Here is a 19849-nt window from a genome sequence, read left to right as displayed (position 1 = left end):
GTCCCGACGACCGGACGGTGAGGTGAGCACGGTGGGCGCGAGGCTCGACGACGCCGACGTCATCGTCGTGGGCGCGGGCCCGGCCGGCTCCGCGGCGGCCCACTACTGCGCCGCCGCCGGGCTGAGCGTCCTCCTGCTGGAGAAGTCGTCGTTCCCGCGCGACAAGATCTGCGGCGACGGCCTGACGCCGCGCGCGGTCGCCGAGCTCGTGCGCATGGGCGTGCCGACCCGCGCCGAGGACGGCTGGATCCGGAACCAGGGCCTGCGCGTCGTCGCGAGCGGCCGCTCGTGGGAGCTCGCGTGGCCCGACCTCGCGTCGTACCCCAGCTACGGCATGGCCCGCGCGCGCCACTCGTTCGACCGGACCCTCGCCGAGCACGCGCAGCGCACGGGGGCCAAGCTCCTGGAGCGCACCGCGGTCACCGGCCCCGTGCTCGACGAGCGCACCGGCCGCGTCGTCGGCGTCACCGCCCGCCCCGTGGACGACAAGGGCCGGCGCGCGGGCGACGAGGTCACCTACCGCGCGCCCGTCGTCATCGCGGCCGACGGCGTCTCGTCGCGCTTCGCGCTCGCGCTCGGCCTCGCGCGGCGCGAGGACCGCCCGATCGGCGTCGCCGTCCGCACGTACTTCCGCACCCCCCGCCACGACGACCCGTGGATGGAGTCCCACCTCGAGCTGTGGGACGGCACGCCGCGCGAGTCCAACCTGCTGCCCGGCTACGGCTGGATCTTCTCGCTCGGCGACGGGACGGCGAACGTCGGGCTCGGCTCCGTGAGCTCGACGCCGGCGCGCCAGTCCGCCGCGAACGTCGACTACAAGGACCTCTTCGCCACCTGGATGCGCAACGCGCCCGCCGAGTGGGAGTTCACGGAGGAGAACCGGCTCGCCCCGGTGCGCGGCGCGGCGCTGCCCATGGGCTTCAACCGCACGCCGCTGTACACGCGCGGCGTGCTGCTCGTCGGGGACTCGGGCGGCATGGTGAGCCCCTTCAACGGCGAGGGGATCGCCTACGCGATGCAGGCCGGGCGGGCGGCGGCCGACGTCGTCGCCCAGTCCCGCGTGCGGCTCACCGACGGCGGTCGCGAGCGCGCGCTCCAGACGTACCCGCGGATCATGCGCCGCGAGCTGGGCGGCTACTACACGCTCGGCCGGTACTTCGTGAAGCTCATCGAGCACCCCGAGATCATGCGGATCTGCACGCGCTACGGGCTCCCGCGCCCGGTGGTCATGCGGTTCGTCCTCAAGCTCCTGTCCGACTGCTACGAGCCCCGCGGCGGCGACTGGGTCGACCGCGTGATCGCGGGGCTGACGAGGGTGGTGCCCTCGTCATGAGCCCACGAGGTGGGCCCGCAACGACGCGGGCGCTCGCACCACCCAGAGGTCTTCCCGGACACCGCCCGGGCGTTCCCGTCCCGAGCCCCCACTCGAGGAGTACGCGATGACCAACCCGTACGTACCGCTTCTCGTCCTCATGGGCGTGGCCGCCGTGCTGGCTCTCGGCGGTGTCGCCGCGAGCGCGGTCATCGGCCCCAAGCGGTACAACCGCGCCAAGCTCGACGCCTACGAGTGCGGCATCGAGCCCACGCCCCACGCGATCGGCGGCGGGCGCTTCCCGATCAAGTACTACCTCGTCGCCATGACGTTCATCGTCTTCGACATCGAGGTCGTCTTCCTCTACCCGTGGGCGGTCGACTTCGCGACGCTCGCGACCTTCGGCCTCGTCGCGATGCTCGCGTTCCTCGCGCTCATCACGGTCCCGTTCGTCTACGAGTGGCGGCGGGGTGGTCTCGAGTGGGACTGAGCAGGCGACCGATCGTCCGCGGCAGCCGGCACCGGCGAGAGAACTAGGAGAACACCATGGGGATCGAGGAGGCTCCCTCGGGCTTCTTGCTCACCACGATCGAGGACCTCGCGGGGTACCTGCGCAAGGCGTCGCTCTGGCCCGTGACGTTCGGGCTGGCGTGCTGCGCGATCGAGATGATGGCCGCCGGCGCCTCGCGGTTCGACCTGTCGCGCTTCGGCATGGAGGTCTTCCGCGCCTCGCCGCGCCAGGCGGACCTCATGATCGTGGCCGGGCGCGTGAGCCAGAAGATGGCGCCGGTCGTGCGGCAGGTCTACGACCAGATGAGCGAGCCCAAGTGGGTGCTGTCGATGGGCGTGTGCGCGTCCAGCGGCGGCATGTTCAACAACTACGCGATCGTGCAGGGCGTCGACCACATCGTGCCGGTGGACATCTACCTGCCGGGCTGCCCGCCGCGTCCGGAGATGCTCATCAACGCGATCCTCGCGCTGCACGACCAGATCCAGCACGAGCCGCTCGGCGTGAACCGCAAGGAGGCGGCACGCGCCGCCGAGGCGGCCGCGCTCGAGGCGACGCCCACGTTCCAGATGAAGGGGCTGCTGCGGTGACGGACGAGAAGACGGGCGGCGGCACGCCCGTGCCGCAGCCCGAGGAGGTCTCCGGACCGAGGTCGGGCGACCTGGTGACCGGGGCTGGCGCGCCGCGCACGCTCGAGGTCGTCGAGGTGCGCGAGGGCATGTTCGGGGTCCACGGCTCGGGCGACACGTCGGGGTACGGCGGGCTCGTCCAGCCCGTCGCGATGCCCGGCGCGAGCCCGCGACCGTACGGGGGCTGGTTCGACGAGGTCGTCGACGTCCTCGCCGAGGTGCTCGCGGAGGGCGGCACGCGGTTCGAGGCGGCGGTGGAGCGCGTCGTGGTGGACCCGCCCGGCGCGCACGCCGAGCTGACGATCCACGTGCACCGCGACCACCTCGTCGAGGTGTGTCGCGCGCTGCGCGACGACCAGGACCTGCGGTTCGAGCTGAGCCTGGGCGTGAGCGGCGTGCACTTCCCGCACGACGTCGGCCGCGAGCTGCACGCCGTCTACCACCTCACGTCGATCACGCACGGGCGTCGGCTGCGCCTCGAGGTGTCGGTGCCCGACGCCGACCCGCACGTGCCGACCACGACGTCCGTCTACCCGACGAACGACTGGCACGAGCGCGAGACGTGGGACTTCTTCGGGATCGTCTTCGACGGCCACCCGTCGCTCGCGCGCATCGAGATGCCCGACGACTGGCCGGGCCACCCGCAGCGCAAGGACTACCCGCTCGGCGGGATCCCCGTCGAGTACAAGGGCGCGACCGTGCCCCCGCCCGACACGAGGAGGTCGTACTCGTGAGCACGCACACCACCGGCGCCCCCGGCGCCGCCCCGCACTCGACCCGCCCGCCCGTCGGCGACTTCGACCAGGGCGTCCCGAGCTTCGAGGCGTCGGGCGGCGACTGGGCGGACATCGCCGAGAGCGCCGTCGCGGCGGCCGCGCTCGGTGAGGAGCGCATCGTCGTCAACATGGGCCCGCAGCACCCGTCGACGCACGGCGTGCTCCGCCTCATGCTCGAGATCGACGGCGAGACGGTCACCGAGGCGCGCTGCGGCATCGGCTACCTGCACACCGGCATCGAGAAGAACATGGAGTACCGGACGTGGACGCAGGGCGTCACGTTCTGCACCCGCATGGACTACCTCGCGCCCCTGTTCCAGGAGACGGCGTACTGCCTCGCGGTCGAGAAGCTGCTCGGCATCACGGACGACGTGCCCGAGCGCGCGAGCGTCATCCGCGTGCTCATGATGGAGCTCAACCGCATCGCGTCCCACCTCGTGTGCCTCGGCACCGGCGGCAACGAGATGGGCGCGACGACCGTCATGACCATCGCGTTCACCGCGCGCGAGGAGATCCTGCGGATCTTCGAGGCGGTCACGGGCCTGCGCATGAACAACGCGTACGTCCGCCCCGGCGGCGTCGCGCAGGACGTGCCGCCGGACCTCGTCGAGCAGGTCCGCAAGGCCGACCCGCTCATCCGCCGGTACCTCGGCCAGCTCGGCGACCTCATGCTGGCCAACCCGATCTTCAAGGGCCGGCTCGTCGGCGTGGGGCACCTCAACCTCGCGGGCTGCATGGCGCTCGGCGTCACCGGGCCGGTGCTGCGCTCCACGGGCCACCCGTACGACGTGCGCAAGTCCGACCCGTACTGCGGCTACGAGACGTACGACTTCGACGTCCCCACCGCGACGGGCGCCGACTGCTACGACAGGGTCGTGCTGCGCCTCGAGGAGTGCTACCAGTCGCTGCACATCGTCGCGCAGTGCCTCGAGCGCCTCGAGCAGACGGCCGGGCAGCCCGTGATGGTGGGCGACCGCAAGATCGCGTGGCCCGCGCAGCTCGCGATCGGGAGCGACGGCCAGGGCAACTCGCTCGACCACATCAAGGAGATCATGGGCACCTCCATGGAGGCCCTGATCCACCACTTCAAGCTCGTCACCGAGGGCTTCCGCGTCCCGGTCGGGCAGGCGTGGCAGACCGTGGAGCACCCGCGCGGCGAGCTCGGGGTGCACCTCGTGTCCGACGGCGGCACGCGCCCCTACCGGGCGCACTTCCGCGACCCGTCGTTCAACAACCTCCAGGCCGTGGCGGCGATGTGCGAGGGCGGCCAGGTGGCCGACGTCGTGGTCGCCGTCGCCTCCCTGGACCCCGTGCTGGGAGGGGTGGACCGATGACCATCGACGCCGGACCTGCGACGAACGGCACGCCCGCGGGCGCCTCGCGCCCCGGGTACGACGCGGAGACGACGGCGCGCCTCGCCGCCGACGCCGCGCAGATCGTCGCGCGCTACCCCGAGTCGCGCTCGGCGCTGCTCCCCATGCTGCACCTCGTGCAGTCCGAGGACGGCTACGTCTCGCGCGACGGCATCCTGTTCTGCGCGGAGCAGCTCGGGCTCACCGCAGCCGAGGTCTCCGCCGTCGCGACGTTCTACACGCAGTACAAGCGCCACCCCAACGGGACGTACACCGTGGGGGTCTGCACCAACACGCTGTGCGCGATCATGGGCGGCGACGCGATCTTCGACGAGCTCTCCGACCACCTCGGCGTCGGCCACGACGAGACGACGGAGGACGGCGCGATCACGCTCGAGCGCGTCGAGTGCAACGCGGCCTGCGACTACGCGCCGGTCATGATGGTCAACTGGGAGTTCTTCGACAACCAGACACCCGGGTCGGCGACCGACGTCGTCGACCGCCTCCGCGCGGGCGAGCCCGTCGCCCCGACCCGGGGCGCCGCGAGCGTGTGCACCTTCAAGCAGATGAGCCGCGTCCTCGCGGGCTTCCCCGACGGCCGCGCCGACGAGGGCGTCGGTGCCGGTGAGCCCACCCTCGCCGGCCTCCGCCTCGCGCGCGAGCAGGGCTGGACCGCCCCCGGCACCGACCAGGCCTCTACCTCGCCGGACCAGGGCTCTACCTCGGCTGGCGAGCCGGCTCCCGAGAGGCCCGTGACGGGCGGCGAGCAGTCGAGCGCCGAGCGGACGCCGACGACCGGCGCCGACGTCGACCCCGGCGGCAAGGCCGAGTCTCCCGGCACCCAGCCCGACCCGTCGAAGGGAGCGGACGCATGAGCGAGCAGCAGGGCACCGTGGCCCGGCCGGCACCGGACCCGCTGACCCCCGTCCTGTCGGACACGTGGGACGCGGACCGGTCCTGGACGCTGGCGTCGTACGTGGACCGCGGCGGGTACGCGGGGCTGCGCGCGGCGCTCGCCCAGGACCCGGCGGACGTCGTCGCGACGGTCAAGGCGTCGGGCCTGCGCGGCCGCGGCGGCGCGGGCTTCCCGACGGGCATGAAGTGGGGCTTCCTGCCCGCGCCCGACGGCGGCCCGCGGTACCTGGTCGTCAACGCGGACGAGTCCGAGCCGGGGACGTGCAAGGACATCCCGCTGATGCTCGCGAGCCCGCAGGCGCTCGTGGAGGGCGTCGCGATCACGTCGTACGCGATCGGGTGCCACCACGCGTTCATCTACGTGCGCGGCGAGGTGCTGCACGTGTACCGCCGCCTGCTGCGCGCGGTCGAGGAGGCGTACGAGGCCGGGTTCCTGGGCAAGAACGTCCAGGGCTCGGGCTTCGACCTGGACGTCACGGTCCACGCCGGTGCGGGCGCGTACATCTGCGGCGAGGAGACGGCGCTGCTGGACTCGCTCGAGGGGCGTCGCGGGCAGCCGCGGCTCAAGCCGCCGTTCCCGGCGGTCGCGGGCCTGTACGCGCGCCCGACCGTCGTCAACAACGTGGAGTCCATCGCGAGCGTGCCCTCGATCGTCGCGCGCGGCGCCGACTGGTTCACGTCGATGGGCACGGAGCGGTCGGCCGGGTTCGGCCTGTTCTCGCTCTCGGGCCACGTGACGCGTCCCGGGCAGTACGAGGCGCCGCTCGGCACGACGCTGCGCGAGCTGCTCGACCTCGCGGGCGGGATGCGGGGCGGCAAGGCGCTGAAGTTCTGGACGCCGGGCGGCTCGTCGACGCCGCTGTTCACCGACGCCCACCTCGACACCCCCCTCGACTACGAGTCGGTCGCGGCGGCGGGCTCGATGCTCGGCACGCGGGCGCTCCAGCTCTTCGACGAGACGACGTGCGTCGTGCGGGCCGTGAGCCGGTGGACGGACTTCTACGCGCACGAGTCGTGCGGCAAGTGCACGCCGTGCCGCGAGGGCACGTACTGGATGAAGCAGGTGCTGGCGCGCATCGAGGCGGGCCAGGGCACGGAGTCCGACCTCGACCTGCTCCTCGACACGTGCGACAACATCCTGGGCCGCGCGTTCTGCGCGCTCGGCGACGGCGCCACGTCGCCCGTGACGAGCAGCATCGAGCTGTTCCGCGACGAGTACGAGGCGCACATCACGGAGCACCGCTGCCCGTTCGACCCCGCCGCAGCGGCCCTCTTCGACTACACGCCCCGCCCGGCCCGCGTCCTGACGGCAGGAGTGCACTGATGACGACCACGACCCCCGCCCCGGGCACCGGCTCCGCCGCCGCTCCCACGGGTGGCGCGGCCAAGCCCCCGGTCCCCGCGGACCACGTGACGTTCACGATCGACGACGTCGAGATGTCGGTGCCGAAGGGCACGCTCGTGATCCGCGCGGCCGAGCAGATCGGGATCCAGATCCCGCGGTTCTGCGACCACCCCCTGCTGGAGCCGGCGGGCGCGTGCCGCCAGTGCCTCGTCGAGGTGGCGACGCCGGACCGCGAGGGCAACGTCCGGCCCATGCCGAAGCCCCAGGCGTCGTGCACGCTCGAGGCGACTCCCGGCATGGTGGTCAAGACGCAGCGCACGAGCCCGGTCGCCGACAAGGCGCAGCACGGGATCATGGAGCTGCTGCTCATCAACCACCCGCTCGACTGCCCGGTGTGCGACAAGGGCGGCGAGTGCCCGCTGCAGAACCAGGCGATGAGCAACGGTCGCGCGACGAGCCGGTTCGTGGACGTCAAGCGCACGTTCCCCAAGCCGATCGCGGTCTCGACGACGATCCTGCTCGACCGCGAGCGCTGCGTGCTGTGCCAGCGGTGCACGCGCTTCTCCCAGGAGATCGCGGGCGACGCGTTCATCGACCTCCAGAAGCGCGGCGCCGCGCAGCAGATCGGCCGGTTCGACGAGGCGGTGCTGGACTTCGCGCCGCCCGCGGGTCAGGCGCCGGGAGACCGCCCGGTCGGGCTCGCGCTCGAGGACGAGTCGGGGCTGCCGTTCGCGTCGTACTTCTCGGGCAACACCGTGCAGATCTGCCCGGTGGGCGCGCTCACGGGCGCGGCGTACCGGTTCCGCTCGCGCCCGTTCGACCTGGTCTCGACCCCCGGGGTCTCCGAGCACGACTCGTCGGGGTCGGCGATCCGCGTCGACCACCGCCGCGGCGTCGTGCTGCGCCGCCTCGCGGGCGAGGACCCGCTGGTGAACGAGGAGTGGATCACCGACCGCGACCGCTTCGCGTTCACGTGGCAGTCCGCGCCGGACCGCCTGACGCACCCGCTCGTGCGGGACCGCGAGGTCGCCCCGGACGGGTCGGTGACGCGCGGCGAGCTGCGCCCCGCCTCCTGGGCGGAGGCGCTCGAGGTCGCGGCCGAGGCCCTGACGCGGGCTCGCGACGCCGGGGGCGTCGCCGTCCTCCCGGGCGGTCGGCTCACCCTCGAGGACGCCTACGCGTACGCGAAGCTCGCGCGCACGTGGCTGCGCACGAACGACGTCGACCACCGCGCCCGCGCCCACAGCGCCGAGGAGGCGGAGTTCCTGGCGCACGCCGTCGCGGGCCGGGCTGTCGGCCACGCCGGCGGCGTGACCTTCACCGACCTCGAGAAGGCGCCCGCGGTCCTCCTCGTCGGCCTGGAGGCCGAGGAGGAGGCGGGCGTGACGTTCCTGCGCCTGCGCAAGGGCGCCGTGCGGCACGGGGTGCGGGTGTTCTCCGTCGCGCCGTTCGCGTCGCGCGGCGTGCAGCGCATGCACGGCACGCTCCTCCCCGCCGCGCCGGGCACCGAGGCGGAGTGGCTCGACGGCATCGCCGCGGGCGACCAGGTCCGCACGCTCGACGAGGCCGAGGGCACCGACCTCCTCGCCGAGGTCAGCGACGCGCTCCGGGCGCCGGGCGCCGTGATCCTCGTCGGCGAGCGGCTCGCCGCGACGCGCGGCGGGTACAGCGCGCTGCTGCGCGCGGTCGCCGCGACGGGCGCACGCCTCGCGTGGGTCCCGCGGCGCGCCGGCGAGCGCGGCGGCGTCGAGGCCGGCACCCTGCCGAACCTCCTGCCGGGCGGACGCCCGGTCGCCGACGCCGCGGCCCGTGTCGACGTCGCGACGGTCTGGGGCGTGGCCGCCACGGACGACCAGCCGACCGGGCTCCCCGCGACCGCGGGCCGCGACGTGGGGGAGATGCTCGACGCCCTGTCCGTCGGCCAGCTCGCGGGCGTGCTCGTCGGCGGCCTCGAGCTCGACGACCTGCCCGACCCGGCGCACGCGCGCCGCGCGCTCGAGGCGGCGGACGTCGTCGTCTCGCTCGAGGTGCGGCGTTCGGCGGTGACCGAGCTGGCGGACGTCGTGCTCCCCGTGGCGCCGCCCGTCGAGCGCGAGGGGGCGTTCGTGAGCTGGGAAGGCCGCGTGCGCCGGTTCCCGGCGGCGCTCGCCTCGACGGCGATGACGGACCACCGCGTGCTCGACGCGCTCGCCGACGCCGCGGGCGTCAGCCTCGGCCTCGGCACCGTCGACGCGGTGCGCGCCGAGCTGGACCAGCTCGTGGGCGACGGCGCGTGGGACGGCGAGCGCGCCGCCGCGCCGGACGTCGAGACCACCGAGCCGCCCGCCGTCGCACCCGGGACCGCGGTCCTCGCGAGCTGGCGCCTCCTGCTCGACGACGCGCGCGGCCAGGACGGCGAGCGCTACCTCGCGGGGACGGCGAAGCGGCCGGTCGCGCGGCTGTCCGCGACGACGGCCGCCGCGGTCGACGTGTTCGACGGCGACCTCGTGCGCGTCTCGACGGACCGGGGCGCGGTCACGCTCCCGGTGGTGGTGACCGACATGGTCGACCACGTGGTGTGGCTGCCGCTGCGGTCGCCGGGATCGTCCGTGCACGCGGCGCTCGGCGCCGTGCCGGGCGACGTCGTCCGGCTCGGCCCCGGGAGCACCGACGGAGGGGAGGGCGCATGAGGCTCGTCCACGCACTCGCTGCCGAGACCTCGGGCGTGCCCGGGATCACGGCGAACTTCTCGCAGGACAACGGCTGGACGTACCTCGTCAAGGCCGTCCTCATCCTCGTGTTCCTGCTGACGAGCGTGCTGTTCGCGATCTGGTTCGAGCGCAAGGTCGTCGCGCGCATGCAGGTGCGCCCGGGCCCCAACTGGCACGGCCCGTTCGGCCTGCTCCAGTCGCTCGCCGACGCGATGAAGCTCCTGCTCAAGGAGGACATCACCGTCAAGGCGGCGGACAAGTTCGTCTACCTGCTCGCCCCGATGATCTCCGTGTTCTGCGCGCTGCTCGTGTTCGCGGTCATCCCGTTCGGGCCCGAGGTGCAGATCCCGTTCACGGACTACGTGACGCCCGCCCAGCTCACCGACTTCCCGGTCGCGACGCTCTACATCCTCGCGTGCGCGTCGCTCGGCGTGTACGGGATCGTGCTCGGCGGCTGGTCGTCCGGCTCGACGTACCCGCTGCTCGGGTCGGTCCGCTCGACGGCCCAGGTCATCAGCTACGAGCTCGCGATGGGCCTCTCGCTCGTCTCCGTCTTCCTCATGGCGGGGTCGATGTCGACCTCGCGCATCGTCGACTCGCAGACGCAGCTCTGGTGGTTCCTCCCGCTCCTGCCCGCGTTCGTCATCTACGTCATCTCCATGGTCGGCGAGACCAACCGCCTGCCGTTCGACCTCCCCGAGGCCGAGGGCGAGCTCGTGTCCGGGTACATGACCGAGTACTCGTCGATGAAGTTTGCGTGGTTCTTCCTCGCGGAGTACATCAACATGCTCAACGTCTCCGCCGTCGCGACGACGCTCTTCCTCGGCGGGTGGCGCGCCCCGTGGCCGCTCTCGGCGATCAACGACGGGATGTTCAACGAGGGCTGGTGGCCCATCCTCTGGTTCCTCGTCAAGGTCTGGGCCGTCATGTTCTTCTTCGTGTGGGTCCGCGGCACGCTGCTGCGCCTGCGCTACGACCAGTTCATGCGGTTCGGCTGGAAGGTCCTCATCCCGTTCGCCCTCGCGTGGCTCGTGCTGCTCGCCGTCGCCCAGGCCGTGCGCCAGTTCCTCGACGTCGACCTCCGCGTCTTCGTCGGCATCGCCGTCGCGCTGGCCCTGGTGGTCGTGGTGGTCGTCTGGTTCTGGCCCGAGAAGAAGGCCCCACCCGGAGCGACGCCCCGCGCCGCGGGTACCGGGCCCGAGCCGTTCGACGCGTTCGCGGGCGGGTTCCCCGTCCCGCCGCTGCCGGGCCAGTCGCTCCCGCCCTCGCCCCGCCGCCGCGCCCTCGTGCCCGACGACACGGGCTCGCCCGGGGCGTCCCGCTCGCCGGGCACCGGTGCCCCCCGAGACACACCGCACGACAAGGAGGTCGACCGTGGCTGACGACCAGAAGCCGGCCCGTCCCGGCGAGTACGAGGTCCGCCGCCCGCAGGCGAAGGGGCTGCGCGAGGCGCTCGCGCCCGTCGCCGGGTTCGGCGTGACCTTCGCGTCGATGTTCCGGCCGACGGTCACCGAGCAGTACCCGCGCCAGAAGGTGCCGACGAAGCCGCGGTACCACGGACGGCACCAGCTCAACCGGTACCCCGACGGGCTCGAGAAGTGCATCGGCTGCGAGCTGTGCGCGTGGGCGTGCCCCGCGGACGCGATCTACGTCGAAGGTGCCGACAACGCCGACCTGCCCGACGGCGGCCACATGTCGCCGGGCGAGCGGTACGGGCGCGTCTACCAGATCAACTACCTGCGCTGCATCTTCTGCGGCCTGTGCATCGAGGCCTGCCCGACGCGCGCGCTGACGATGACCAACGAGTACGAGCTCGCGGGCCCGACGCGCGAGGGCATGATCTGGGAGAAGCAGGACCTGCTCGCGCCGCTCCAGGAGCGGATGCTCGCCGCGCCCCACCCGATGGTCCCGGGGACCTCGGACACCGAGTACTACCGCGGGGAGGTGAGCGGCCCGGTGGCCGAGCAGGTGGACTGGGTGCGCGAGCACCGTCCGGACGACCCGACCCTCCCGCCCGAGCCCACGGGGCCGCCGCCGGAGGTCCGGCGGGTCACCCCGACCTCGGGGCGCTCCGCCGGCGCGTCGGCCCGGAAGGCCGCCCGGTGACCGCGAGCGGCGGCGAGGCGGTCCTCTTCTGGGTCCTCGCCCCCCTCATGGTCCTCGCGGCGCTCTCGCTGCTCTTCGCCCGCAAGGCGGTGCACGCCGCCATCGCGGTCATGTTCGTCATGGTCGACCTCGCGATCCTCTACATCGCGCAGGAGGCGTCGTTCCTCGGCGTCGTCCAGGTGGTCGTGTACACGGGCGCCGTGATGATGCTGTTCCTCTTCGTGCTCATGCTCGTCGGCGTCGACGCGTCGGACTCGCTCGTGGAGACGATCCGCGGGCAGCGCTGGCTCGGCGTGCTCCTCGGGCTCGGGCTCGGGGTCGTGCTGGTGGGCGTGGTCGCGCAGGCGACCTTCCCGCCGTCGGTCGGGCTGGAGCTCGCCAACGCGGCGACGAACCCCGTGGCGCTCGCCCGCGTGCTCTTCGCGGACTACGTCTTCGCCATGGAGGTCGTGGGCATCCTGCTCATCACCGCCGCGGTCTCGGCGCTCGTGCTCACGCACCGGCGCCGGCTCACCCCGAAGGTGGGTCAGCGCGAGCAGGCCGACGCGAAGGTCGCCGCGCTGCCCGCGGGCGGCCGGCTCACGCCGCTCGCCGCCCCCGGCGTGTACGCGCAGAACAACGCCATGGACACCCCGGCGCTCGACCCCCAGGGCCGGCCCATCGAGGAGTCGGTCTCCCGCATCCTGCGCATCCGTGGCCAGGAGCGGTCGGCCGGGACCATCCTCGAGGCCGAGCGCGAGGTGCTCGTCGAGCACGAGCCCCTGCGGGCGCTGCCCGCCCTGCGGGCCCAGGACGCGAACGAGCGCACGGTGCAGGCCGCGACCGCCGACGAGCCGCAGGGCGAGGCGCCCGCCGGCGACGTCGGCGGGCCGGACGACCCGGGCCGGTCCCGCGTGCCCGGCGGCGCCACCGATGCGGTGCCGGACGGCGGCCCCGGCGCGACCCCGGGAGGAGAGGACTGATGGAGCTCACCAACTACCTCGTGCTCGCGGCGATCCTGTTCTCGATCGGTGCCGCGACCGTGCTGCTGCGGCGCAACGCGATCATCGTGTTCATGGGCATCGAGCTCATGCTCAACGCGACCAACCTCGCGTTCGTCACCTTCGCCCGGATGCACGGCGACGTGACCGGGCAGGTGCTCGCCTTCTTCGTCATGGTCGTCGCGGCGGCCGAGGTCGTCGTCGGCCTCGCGATCATCGTGTCCATCTTCCGCACCCGTCGGTCCGCCTCGGTCGACGACGTCAACCTGCTCAAGAGCTGAGGGGCCGGCACCGATGACGACGCTCCTTCCCGCCCTGCCCACGGCGAGCGGACTGCTGGCCGCGACCGACGTCGTGCCCGCGTCCGAGACCGTGCCGGGCGCGTTCCTCGCGGCACCGTACCTGGTGCTGCTCCCGCTCCTCGGGGCGGCCGTCCTCCTCCTCGCCGGGCGCCGCAGCGACCGCTGGGGCGCGTGGTTCGGCGTCCTCATGTCGGGCGCCGCCTTCGTGGTGGGCCTGGTCCTCTTCCTCGTGATGCTCGGGCTCCCCGTCGACGAGCGCGTGGTCGACTTCCGGATCGGCGACTGGATCGTCTCCGGCGGCCTCGACCTCGCGATGGGCCTGCGGATCGACCCGCTGTCCCTGACGTTCGTCCTCCTCGTGACGTTCGTCGGCACGCTCATCCACGTCTACGCGGTCGCCTACATGGCGCACGACCGCGACCGGCGCCGGTTCTTCGCGTACCTCAACCTGTTCGTCGCGGCGATGCTCGTGCTCGTCCTCGCCGACTCCTACCTCCTGCTGTTCGTCGGCTGGGAGGGCGTGGGCCTGGCGTCGTACCTGCTCATCGGGTTCTGGAACCACAACCGCGCGTACGCGGTCGCGGCCAAGAAGGCGTTCGTCATGAACCGCGTGGGCGACATCGGGCTCATCGTCGCGCTCATGCTGATGTTCGCGACGTTCGGCGCGGTCGACTTCACCACCGTGTTCGCGCAGGCGCCGGAGGCGTCGACCGCCGTGCTCACCGCGACGAGCATCGCGCTCCTGCTCGCCGCGTGCGGCAAGTCGGCGCAGTTCCCGCTCCAGGCGTGGCTCGGGGACGCCATGGCGGGCCCGACGCCGGTCTCCGCCCTCATCCACGCGGCCACCATGGTCACGGCGGGCGTCTACCTCGTCGTGCGGTCCGCGCCGATCTTCGAGGGCGCGCCCACCGCGCAGCTCGTCGTCGTCATCGTCGGCGCGGTGACGCTCCTCTTCGGGGCGATCGTGGGCTGCGCCAAGGACGACATCAAGAAGGCGCTCGCCGCGTCGACCATGTCCCAGATCGGGTACATGATCCTCGCCGCCGGGCTCGGGCCGATCGGGTACGCGTTCGCGATCTTCCACCTCGTGACGCACGGCTTCTTCAAGGCCGGGATGTTCCTCGGCGCGGGGTCCGTCATGCACGGCATGGACGACCAGGTCGACATGCGCCGGTTCGGCGGCCTCGCGCGGTACATGAAGGTCACCTGGATCACGTTCATGATGGGCTGGCTCGCGATCCTCGGGATCCCGCCGTTCTCGGGCTTCTGGAGCAAGGACAAGATCATCGAGGCCGCGTTCGTGCCCGTCGACGGCGAGCCGTGGCGGGCGTGGGTGTTCGGCGGCGTCGCGCTCCTGGGCGCCGGGATCACGGCGTTCTACATGTCGCGCCTGTTCTTCATGACGTTCTCCGGTCGCCGCCGCTGGAACGACGGCAGCGGCTCCGTGGACGGCCTCGGCCCGCAGGACGGCCCGGTGCAGCACCCGCACGAGTCGCCGCGCCTCATGACCTGGCCGATGATCGTCCTCGCCGTCGGCTCGGTGGCCCTGGGCGGCATCCTCGCCGCGGGCTCGCGGTTCGTCACGTGGCTCGAGCCGGTCACCGGGCACGCCGAGCACCACGAGCCGGTCCTGCCGGTGTGGTCGCTCATCACCCTGACGCTCCTGCTCGTCCTCGCCGGCGCGGCCCTCGCCTGGCGGCAGTACGCGATGTCGAGCGTCCCGGTCCGTGCGCCGCGCGGCTCCGTCCTCACGCGCGCCGCCCGGCGCGACCTGTACCAGGACGACGTCAACGAGGCCGTGTTCATGCGGCCCGGCCAGTACCTCACGCGCTCGCTCGTCTACGCCGACAAGGAGATGGTCGACGGCGGCTGGATGGGCCTCGCCGGCCTGATCGGCCGGATCGGGGAGTGGTTGCGCGGGTGGCAGAACGGCTACGTGCGCTCGTACGGCGCGACGATGCTCGGCGGCCTCGTGGTGATCGTCGCCGTCGTCCTCGCCCTGACCACCGGCTCCGCGAGCTGAGAGGGAGACACCCATGACTACCTCCGTCCCCTGGCTGTCCCTGCTCGTCGCCTGGCCCCTGGTGGGTGCCGCGGCGGTGTGGCTCACGGCCGCGGCCCGCACGCGCGGCGTCGGCGCGGGAGCGCTGCGCACCGTGCGCGGCATCGCCCTCGGCGCCGCGCTCGTCGAGCTGGGCCTGCTCGTCGGCGCCTTCACCGCGTTCGACACCTCGGCGGCCGGCACCCACCAGCTCACCGAGACGTACCGCTGGATCCCGCAGATCGGCGCGAGCTACGCGGTGGGCGCCGACGGCGTCGCGCTCGCGCTCGTGGCGCTGTCGGTCCTGCTCGTCCCGCTCGTCGTGCTGGCCGCGTGGAAGGAGCAGGACGGCGACGTGCGCCGCCTGCGCCACTACCTCGCGCTCGTGCTGCTGCTCGAGGCGTTCATGGTCGCGGTCTTCGTCGCGCGCGACGTGTTCCTCTTCTACGTCCTCTTCGAGGCGATGCTGATCCCGGTCTACTTCATGATCGGCGGGTTCGGCGTCGGGGCGCGGCGGCGCTACGCGGCGGTGAAGTTCCTGCTGTTCTCGCTCGCGGGCGGGCTCATCATGCTCGCGGCCGTCATCGCGCTGTACGTGCAGGTGCCGATCGACCCGACGACGGGCGCGCGTCCCGAGGACGCGTTCCTCACGGCGAACCTCGTCGAGACGTTCGCCGCGTCGCCCATGCCCGTCACGACCGAGCGGCTGCTGTTCCTCGGGTTCTTCCTCGCGTTCGCCATCAAGGCGCCGCTCTTCCCCGTCCACACCTGGCTGCCCGACGCCGCGCAGCACGCTCCCGCGGGCACCTCCACGCTCCTCGTGGGCGTGCTGGACAAGGTCGGCACGTTCGGGATGCTCACGCTGTGCCTCCCGCTCTTCCCGCACGCGAGCGCGTGGGCGGCCCCCGTCGTGGTCGTCCTGGCGGTCGTCTCGATCCTCTACGGCGCGCTCATGGCGATCGGGCAGAGCGACCTCATGCGACTCATCGCCTACACGTCGGTGTCCCACTTCGGGTTCATCGTGCTCGGCATCTTCGCGTTCACGTCGCTCAGCGTGTCCGGGTCGTCGCTGTACATGGTCAACCACGGCATCTCGACCGGCGCGCTGTTCCTCCTGGCGGGCTTCCTCATCGCCCGGCACCCGGAGCGCTCGCAGCGCATCGCGGACTACGGCGGCCTCCAGAAGGTCGTCCCCGTGCTCGCGGGGACGTTCCTCGTCGCGGGCCTCTCCGCGCTGTCGCTGCCGGGTCTGTCGACGTTCGTCAGCGAGATCATGGTGCTGGTCGGCACGTTCGCGCGCAGCCCCTGGGCCGCGCTCGTCGCGGTGCTCGGCGTCGTGCTGGCCGCGCTCTACGTGCTGCTGACCTACCAGCGGATCTTCACGGGCGGGACCCGCGAGGGGCTCGACGCGCTCCCGGACCTCGGTGCGCGCGAGAAGTGGGTCGTCGCACCGCTGATCACGGTCCTCCTCGTCCTCGGCTTCTACCCGGCGCCCGCGCTCGACCTCGTGCGCGAGCCCGCGGAGGTCACCCTGTCCGACCTCGCGGTCGCCGGCGTCGAGGACCCGCCGCGCTCCGACCCGTTCGCCGAGGGCGCCGAGCAGGCCGCCCTCGAGAGCCAGGGGTCGTCCGTCACTCGTAGCTCCGACGAAGGGAGCGAGTCGTGAACGACTCCTTCGTGGCCCCCACGGTCGACTGGCTCTACCTCGCCCCGATCCTCGTCGTGCTGGGCGCCGGCGTCGTCGGCGTGCTGATCGAGGCGTTCGTGCCCGCGCGCGTCCGTCGCACGACGCAGGTCGTCCTCGCGCTGCTCGCGACGGCCGCGGCGTTCGCGCTCGTCGTCGTGCTGTGGCGCGACCCGGCCGTGCAGGGGTCCGCCCAGGCGGCTCCCGGGGTCCGGGTGCTCGGCGGATCCATGGTCGTCGACCCCTTCGGCCTCGCGATCCAGGGGATCGTCGTCCTCCTCGCGTTCCTCGCGATCCTCGTGATCGCCGACAAGACGTCGACCGGCCAGGACGCGTTCGCGCCGTCCGCGGCGGCGGTACCGGGGTCGCCGTACGAGGACCTCACGCGGCGCAAGGGCCTCGAGCAGACCGAGGTCTACCCGCTCGTGCTCTTCGCCGTCGGCGGCATGATGATCTTCCCCGCGACCGGCAACCTCCTCGTGATGTTCGTCGCGCTCGAGGTGCTCTCGCTCCCGCTGTACGTGCTCTCCGCGATGGCCCGCCGCCGTCGGCTCCTCTCGCAGGAGGCGTCGTTCAAGTACTTCCTCCTCGGTGCGTTCGCGTCCGCCCTGTTCGTGTTCGGCGTCGCGCTCGTCTACGGGTTCGCCGGCTCGGTCGACCTCGTCGAGGTGTACCAGTCGCTCGCGACGCCCGGAGGCCCGCTCGCGACCATGCCGGGGCTCGTCGTCGTGGGCGTCCTGCTCATCCTCGCGGGCCTGCTCTTCAAGATCGGTGCGGCTCCGTTCCACGCCTGGACGCCCGACGTCTACCAGGGCGCCCCGACGCCCATCACGGGCTTCATGGCCGCGTGCACCAAGGCGGCGGCGTTCGGCGCTCTGCTGCGCGTCCTGTACGTCGTGAGCCTCGGGCTCGCGCAGTCCTCGCCCACGGCGCGCGAGGACCTGTTCGTCGCGCTCTGGGTCGTCACGCTGCTCACGATGGTCGTCGGGACCGTCGTCGGTGCCGTGCAGACCGACGTCAAGCGGCTGCTCGCGTACTCGTCGATCGCGCACGCGGGCTTCATCCTCGTGGGCGTCGTCGGGTTCTCGCAGCTCTCGCTGCGCGCGACCGTCTTCTACCTGCTCGTCTACGGCCTCGCGACGGTCGGCGCGTTCGCGGTCGTCACGCTGGTGCGCGAGACCGCCCCCGTGCGCGAGCGCGTGCCGGCCACGGTGGGAGCCGGGGCCGACGGGGCGGGCGACCCCGCGGACAACGTGACCGACGGGGCGGCGGAGCAGCCGGTCGCCGTGCTCGGCGAGGCGACGCACCTCGCGCAGTGGGCCGGGCTTGGTCGCCGGAGCCCGTGGCTCGCGGGCGTGTTCTCCCTCTTCCTCCTCTCCATGGCGGGCATCCCGCTCACGGCGGGCTTCGTGGCGAAGTTCACCGCGTTCGGCGCGGCCATCGCCGGGCCCGACGGCCGGGGCGGGGGGTCGACGTGGGTGCTCGCCGTCGTGGGCGTGATCGCGTCGGCCGTCGCGGTGTTCTTCTACGTCCGGATCATCGTCCTGATGTTCTTCACCGCTCCCTCCGGGGGAGCCGCGGAGGGGACGGACGACGACGGCGGCGCGGTCGAGCGGCCGGGCGTGACCGTCGTCCGGTCGACCGGTCCGACGACGATCGCGATCGCGGTGTGCGCTCTCGGGGTGCTCCTCCTCGGTGTGTTCCCGTCCCCGGTTCTCGATCTGGCGGCCGAGGCGGTTAAGTTCGTCCCGTGACCTCTGTTCCTCCCGTGCCGCGTGAGCGGACCGCGCCCGTGACGACCACCGCGATCCCGATCTCGGACCCCGAGCTCGCGGCCGCCCTCACCGAGCGGCTCGCCGGGGTCGAGGCTCGGCTGCGCGAGGCCGTCGCGCACGCCGACCCGCTCGCCGACACGGCGTCCCGCCACCTCGTCAACGCGGGGGGCAAGCGGCTGCGGCCGCTGCTCACCCTGCTCGCCGCCGAGCTCGGGGACGGGACGCGTCCGGAGGTGGTGGAGTCCGCGGTCGTCGTCGAGCTCACGCACCTCGCGTCGCTGTACCACGACGACGTCATGGACTCCGCCCCGGTGCGCCGGGGGGCCCCGTCCGCGCACGCCGTGTGGGGGAACTCGGTCGCCATCATGGTCGGCGACCTCCTCTTCGCGCGTGCCGCGTCGACCGTCGCGGCGCTCGGGCCCGAGGCCGTGCTCATCCAGGCACGCACCTTCGAGCGGCTGTGCCTGGGCCAGCTCCACGAGACGATCGGTCCGGGGGAGGGCGACGACCCCGTCGAGCACTACCTCGAGGTGCTCGCCGACAAGACGGCCTCGCTGCTCTCGACGTCCGCGCGGCTCGGCGCCCTGTTCGCCGGGTGCCCGACGGCCGTCGTCGACACGGTCGCGGCCTACGGGGAGAAGCTCGGGGTCGCGTTCCAGCTCGCCGACGACGTGCTCGACCTGGCGTCGTCGGGCGACGAGTCGGGCAAGACGCCGGGGACGGACCTGCGCGAGAAGGTGCCGACCATGCCGGTGCTGCTGCTCCGTGCCCGGATCGCGAACGGGACCGCGAGCGAGGCGGACGCCCGGCTCGTCGAGCTCCTCGACTCCGACCTGACGGACGACGCCGCCCTCGCCGCGGCCGTGGCCGCGCTGCGACGCCACGAGGTGCTCGGCGAGACGCGCGCGCTGGCGGTGCGCTGGGCGCGCTCCGCCGTGGAGGAGCTCGACGCGCTCCCCGCGGGGCCGGTCACCGACGCGCTGCGCTCCTTCGCGGAGGCGCTCGCCGACCGCGCCGCCTGACCGTCGCGCGGGGTGATCTTTTTCCCGGCCCACGACGGCCGGGGACGCCGGTGCGACCCGACGGCATCGTTGCCTCCGTCATCGAGTTGACCTGCTCGGACGCCCCCGACCGGGGAATCTCGCCCGACGCGGGGCGGCGTCCGGGGAGCGCGGGGTGGGGAGCGCTCCCCATCGGACGGGTGTCGGTTTTCACCCGGTCTCCCGCTATCCTCGGTTGCGCGATCGGTGGGGCCGCCTGGTATGTGCGAGATCGAGGGGGCTGGAGAAGGGGGCCGATCGTCTCCCGATCCAACTCCTCGGAGGACCTGTGGGTTTCCTGGCGCGTCTGAACGAGCACCGTCGCACCGTCGCGTCGGTGAGCACCGTGTCGGTGTTCTCGACCGCGCTCGTCGGGATGGCGTTCCTGTACGAC

The 19849-nt window shown here is 72.9% G+C and carries 16 protein-coding genes; all 16 read left to right on the top strand.

The window, feature by feature from the left end:
* The first annotated feature begins 31 nt into the window (after positions 1-31).
* The gene (locus ABWU78_RS17080) at positions 32-1333 is read left to right on the top strand and encodes a geranylgeranyl reductase family protein (RefSeq protein ID WP_253055076.1); all 1302 of its coding nucleotides are present in this window, start codon (positions 32-34) and stop codon (positions 1331-1333) included.
* A 106-nt stretch (positions 1334-1439) separates the two neighbouring features.
* Positions 1440-1802, top strand: coding sequence for an NADH-quinone oxidoreductase subunit A (locus tag ABWU78_RS17075; protein ID WP_047234407.1), 363 nt, complete (start codon positions 1440-1442; stop codon positions 1800-1802).
* A 56-nt stretch (positions 1803-1858) separates the two neighbouring features.
* Complete coding sequence (locus ABWU78_RS17070) at positions 1859-2410, top strand: NuoB/complex I 20 kDa subunit family protein (protein WP_047234408.1); 552 nt, start codon at positions 1859-1861, stop codon at positions 2408-2410.
* A gap of 71 nt (positions 2411-2481) precedes the next feature.
* Positions 2482-3183, top strand: coding sequence for an NADH-quinone oxidoreductase subunit C (locus ABWU78_RS17065; RefSeq protein ID WP_253055134.1), 702 nt, complete (start codon positions 2482-2484; stop codon positions 3181-3183).
* Positions 3180-4559, top strand: a complete 1380-nt coding sequence (locus tag ABWU78_RS17060; RefSeq protein WP_374615299.1) for an NADH-quinone oxidoreductase subunit D — start codon at positions 3180-3182, stop codon at positions 4557-4559. The genes ABWU78_RS17065 and ABWU78_RS17060 overlap by 4 nt, the downstream gene beginning before the upstream one ends.
* Positions 4556-5452 carry an NADH-quinone oxidoreductase subunit NuoE gene (nuoE, locus tag ABWU78_RS17055; RefSeq protein WP_439159032.1) on the top strand — a complete coding sequence of 299 codons (897 nt, stop codon included), beginning with the start codon at positions 4556-4558 and terminating at the stop codon, positions 5450-5452. The genes ABWU78_RS17060 and nuoE overlap by 4 nt, the downstream gene beginning before the upstream one ends.
* Positions 5449-6816: an NADH-quinone oxidoreductase subunit NuoF gene (gene nuoF, locus ABWU78_RS17050; protein ID WP_439159031.1), complete on the top strand. Its 1368-nt coding sequence runs from the start codon at positions 5449-5451 to the stop codon at positions 6814-6816. Before nuoE ends, nuoF begins: the two co-directional genes overlap by 4 nt.
* A complete protein-coding gene (locus ABWU78_RS17045; RefSeq protein ID WP_353707765.1) occupies positions 6816-9506 on the top strand; it encodes an NADH-quinone oxidoreductase subunit G in 2691 nt (896 codons plus the stop codon). Before nuoF ends, ABWU78_RS17045 begins: the two co-directional genes overlap by 1 nt.
* Entirely contained in the window at positions 9503-10909 is a 1407-nt protein-coding gene (gene nuoH / locus ABWU78_RS17040) for an NADH-quinone oxidoreductase subunit NuoH (RefSeq protein ID WP_439159030.1), read from the top strand. The genes ABWU78_RS17045 and nuoH overlap by 4 nt, the downstream gene beginning before the upstream one ends.
* Positions 10910-10967: 58 nt before the next feature.
* Entirely contained in the window at positions 10968-11633 is a 666-nt protein-coding gene (gene nuoI / locus ABWU78_RS17035) for an NADH-quinone oxidoreductase subunit NuoI (RefSeq protein ID WP_253055136.1), read from the top strand.
* Positions 11630-12595, top strand: a complete 966-nt coding sequence (locus ABWU78_RS17030) for an NADH-quinone oxidoreductase subunit J (RefSeq protein ID WP_253055081.1) — start codon at positions 11630-11632, stop codon at positions 12593-12595. The genes nuoI and ABWU78_RS17030 overlap by 4 nt, the downstream gene beginning before the upstream one ends.
* Positions 12595-12894: an NADH-quinone oxidoreductase subunit NuoK gene (nuoK, locus tag ABWU78_RS17025; protein WP_047234414.1), complete on the top strand. Its 300-nt coding sequence runs from the start codon at positions 12595-12597 to the stop codon at positions 12892-12894. The genes ABWU78_RS17030 and nuoK overlap by 1 nt, the downstream gene beginning before the upstream one ends.
* 13 nt (positions 12895-12907) lie before the next feature.
* Positions 12908-14938: an NADH-quinone oxidoreductase subunit L gene (gene nuoL, locus ABWU78_RS17020; protein ID WP_353707767.1), complete on the top strand. Its 2031-nt coding sequence runs from the start codon at positions 12908-12910 to the stop codon at positions 14936-14938.
* Positions 14939-14951: 13 nt separating this feature from the next.
* Positions 14952-16622: an NADH-quinone oxidoreductase subunit M gene (locus ABWU78_RS17015; RefSeq protein WP_439159029.1), complete on the top strand. Its 1671-nt coding sequence runs from the start codon at positions 14952-14954 to the stop codon at positions 16620-16622.
* Complete coding sequence (nuoN, locus tag ABWU78_RS17010; protein WP_253055084.1) at positions 16619-18394, top strand: NADH-quinone oxidoreductase subunit NuoN; 1776 nt, start codon at positions 16619-16621, stop codon at positions 18392-18394. Before ABWU78_RS17015 ends, nuoN begins: the two co-directional genes overlap by 4 nt.
* Complete coding sequence (locus ABWU78_RS17005) at positions 18391-19437, top strand: polyprenyl synthetase family protein (RefSeq protein WP_439159028.1); 1047 nt, start codon at positions 18391-18393, stop codon at positions 19435-19437. Before nuoN ends, ABWU78_RS17005 begins: the two co-directional genes overlap by 4 nt.
* The last annotated feature ends 412 nt before the right edge of the window (positions 19438-19849 follow it).

The sequence above is a fragment of the Cellulosimicrobium sp. CpK407 genome (assembly GCF_051844275.1).
GTDB lineage: Bacteria > Actinomycetota > Actinomycetes > Actinomycetales > Cellulomonadaceae > Cellulosimicrobium > Cellulosimicrobium cellulans_G.
This window is presented reverse-complemented; position numbering and strand designations above follow the sequence as displayed.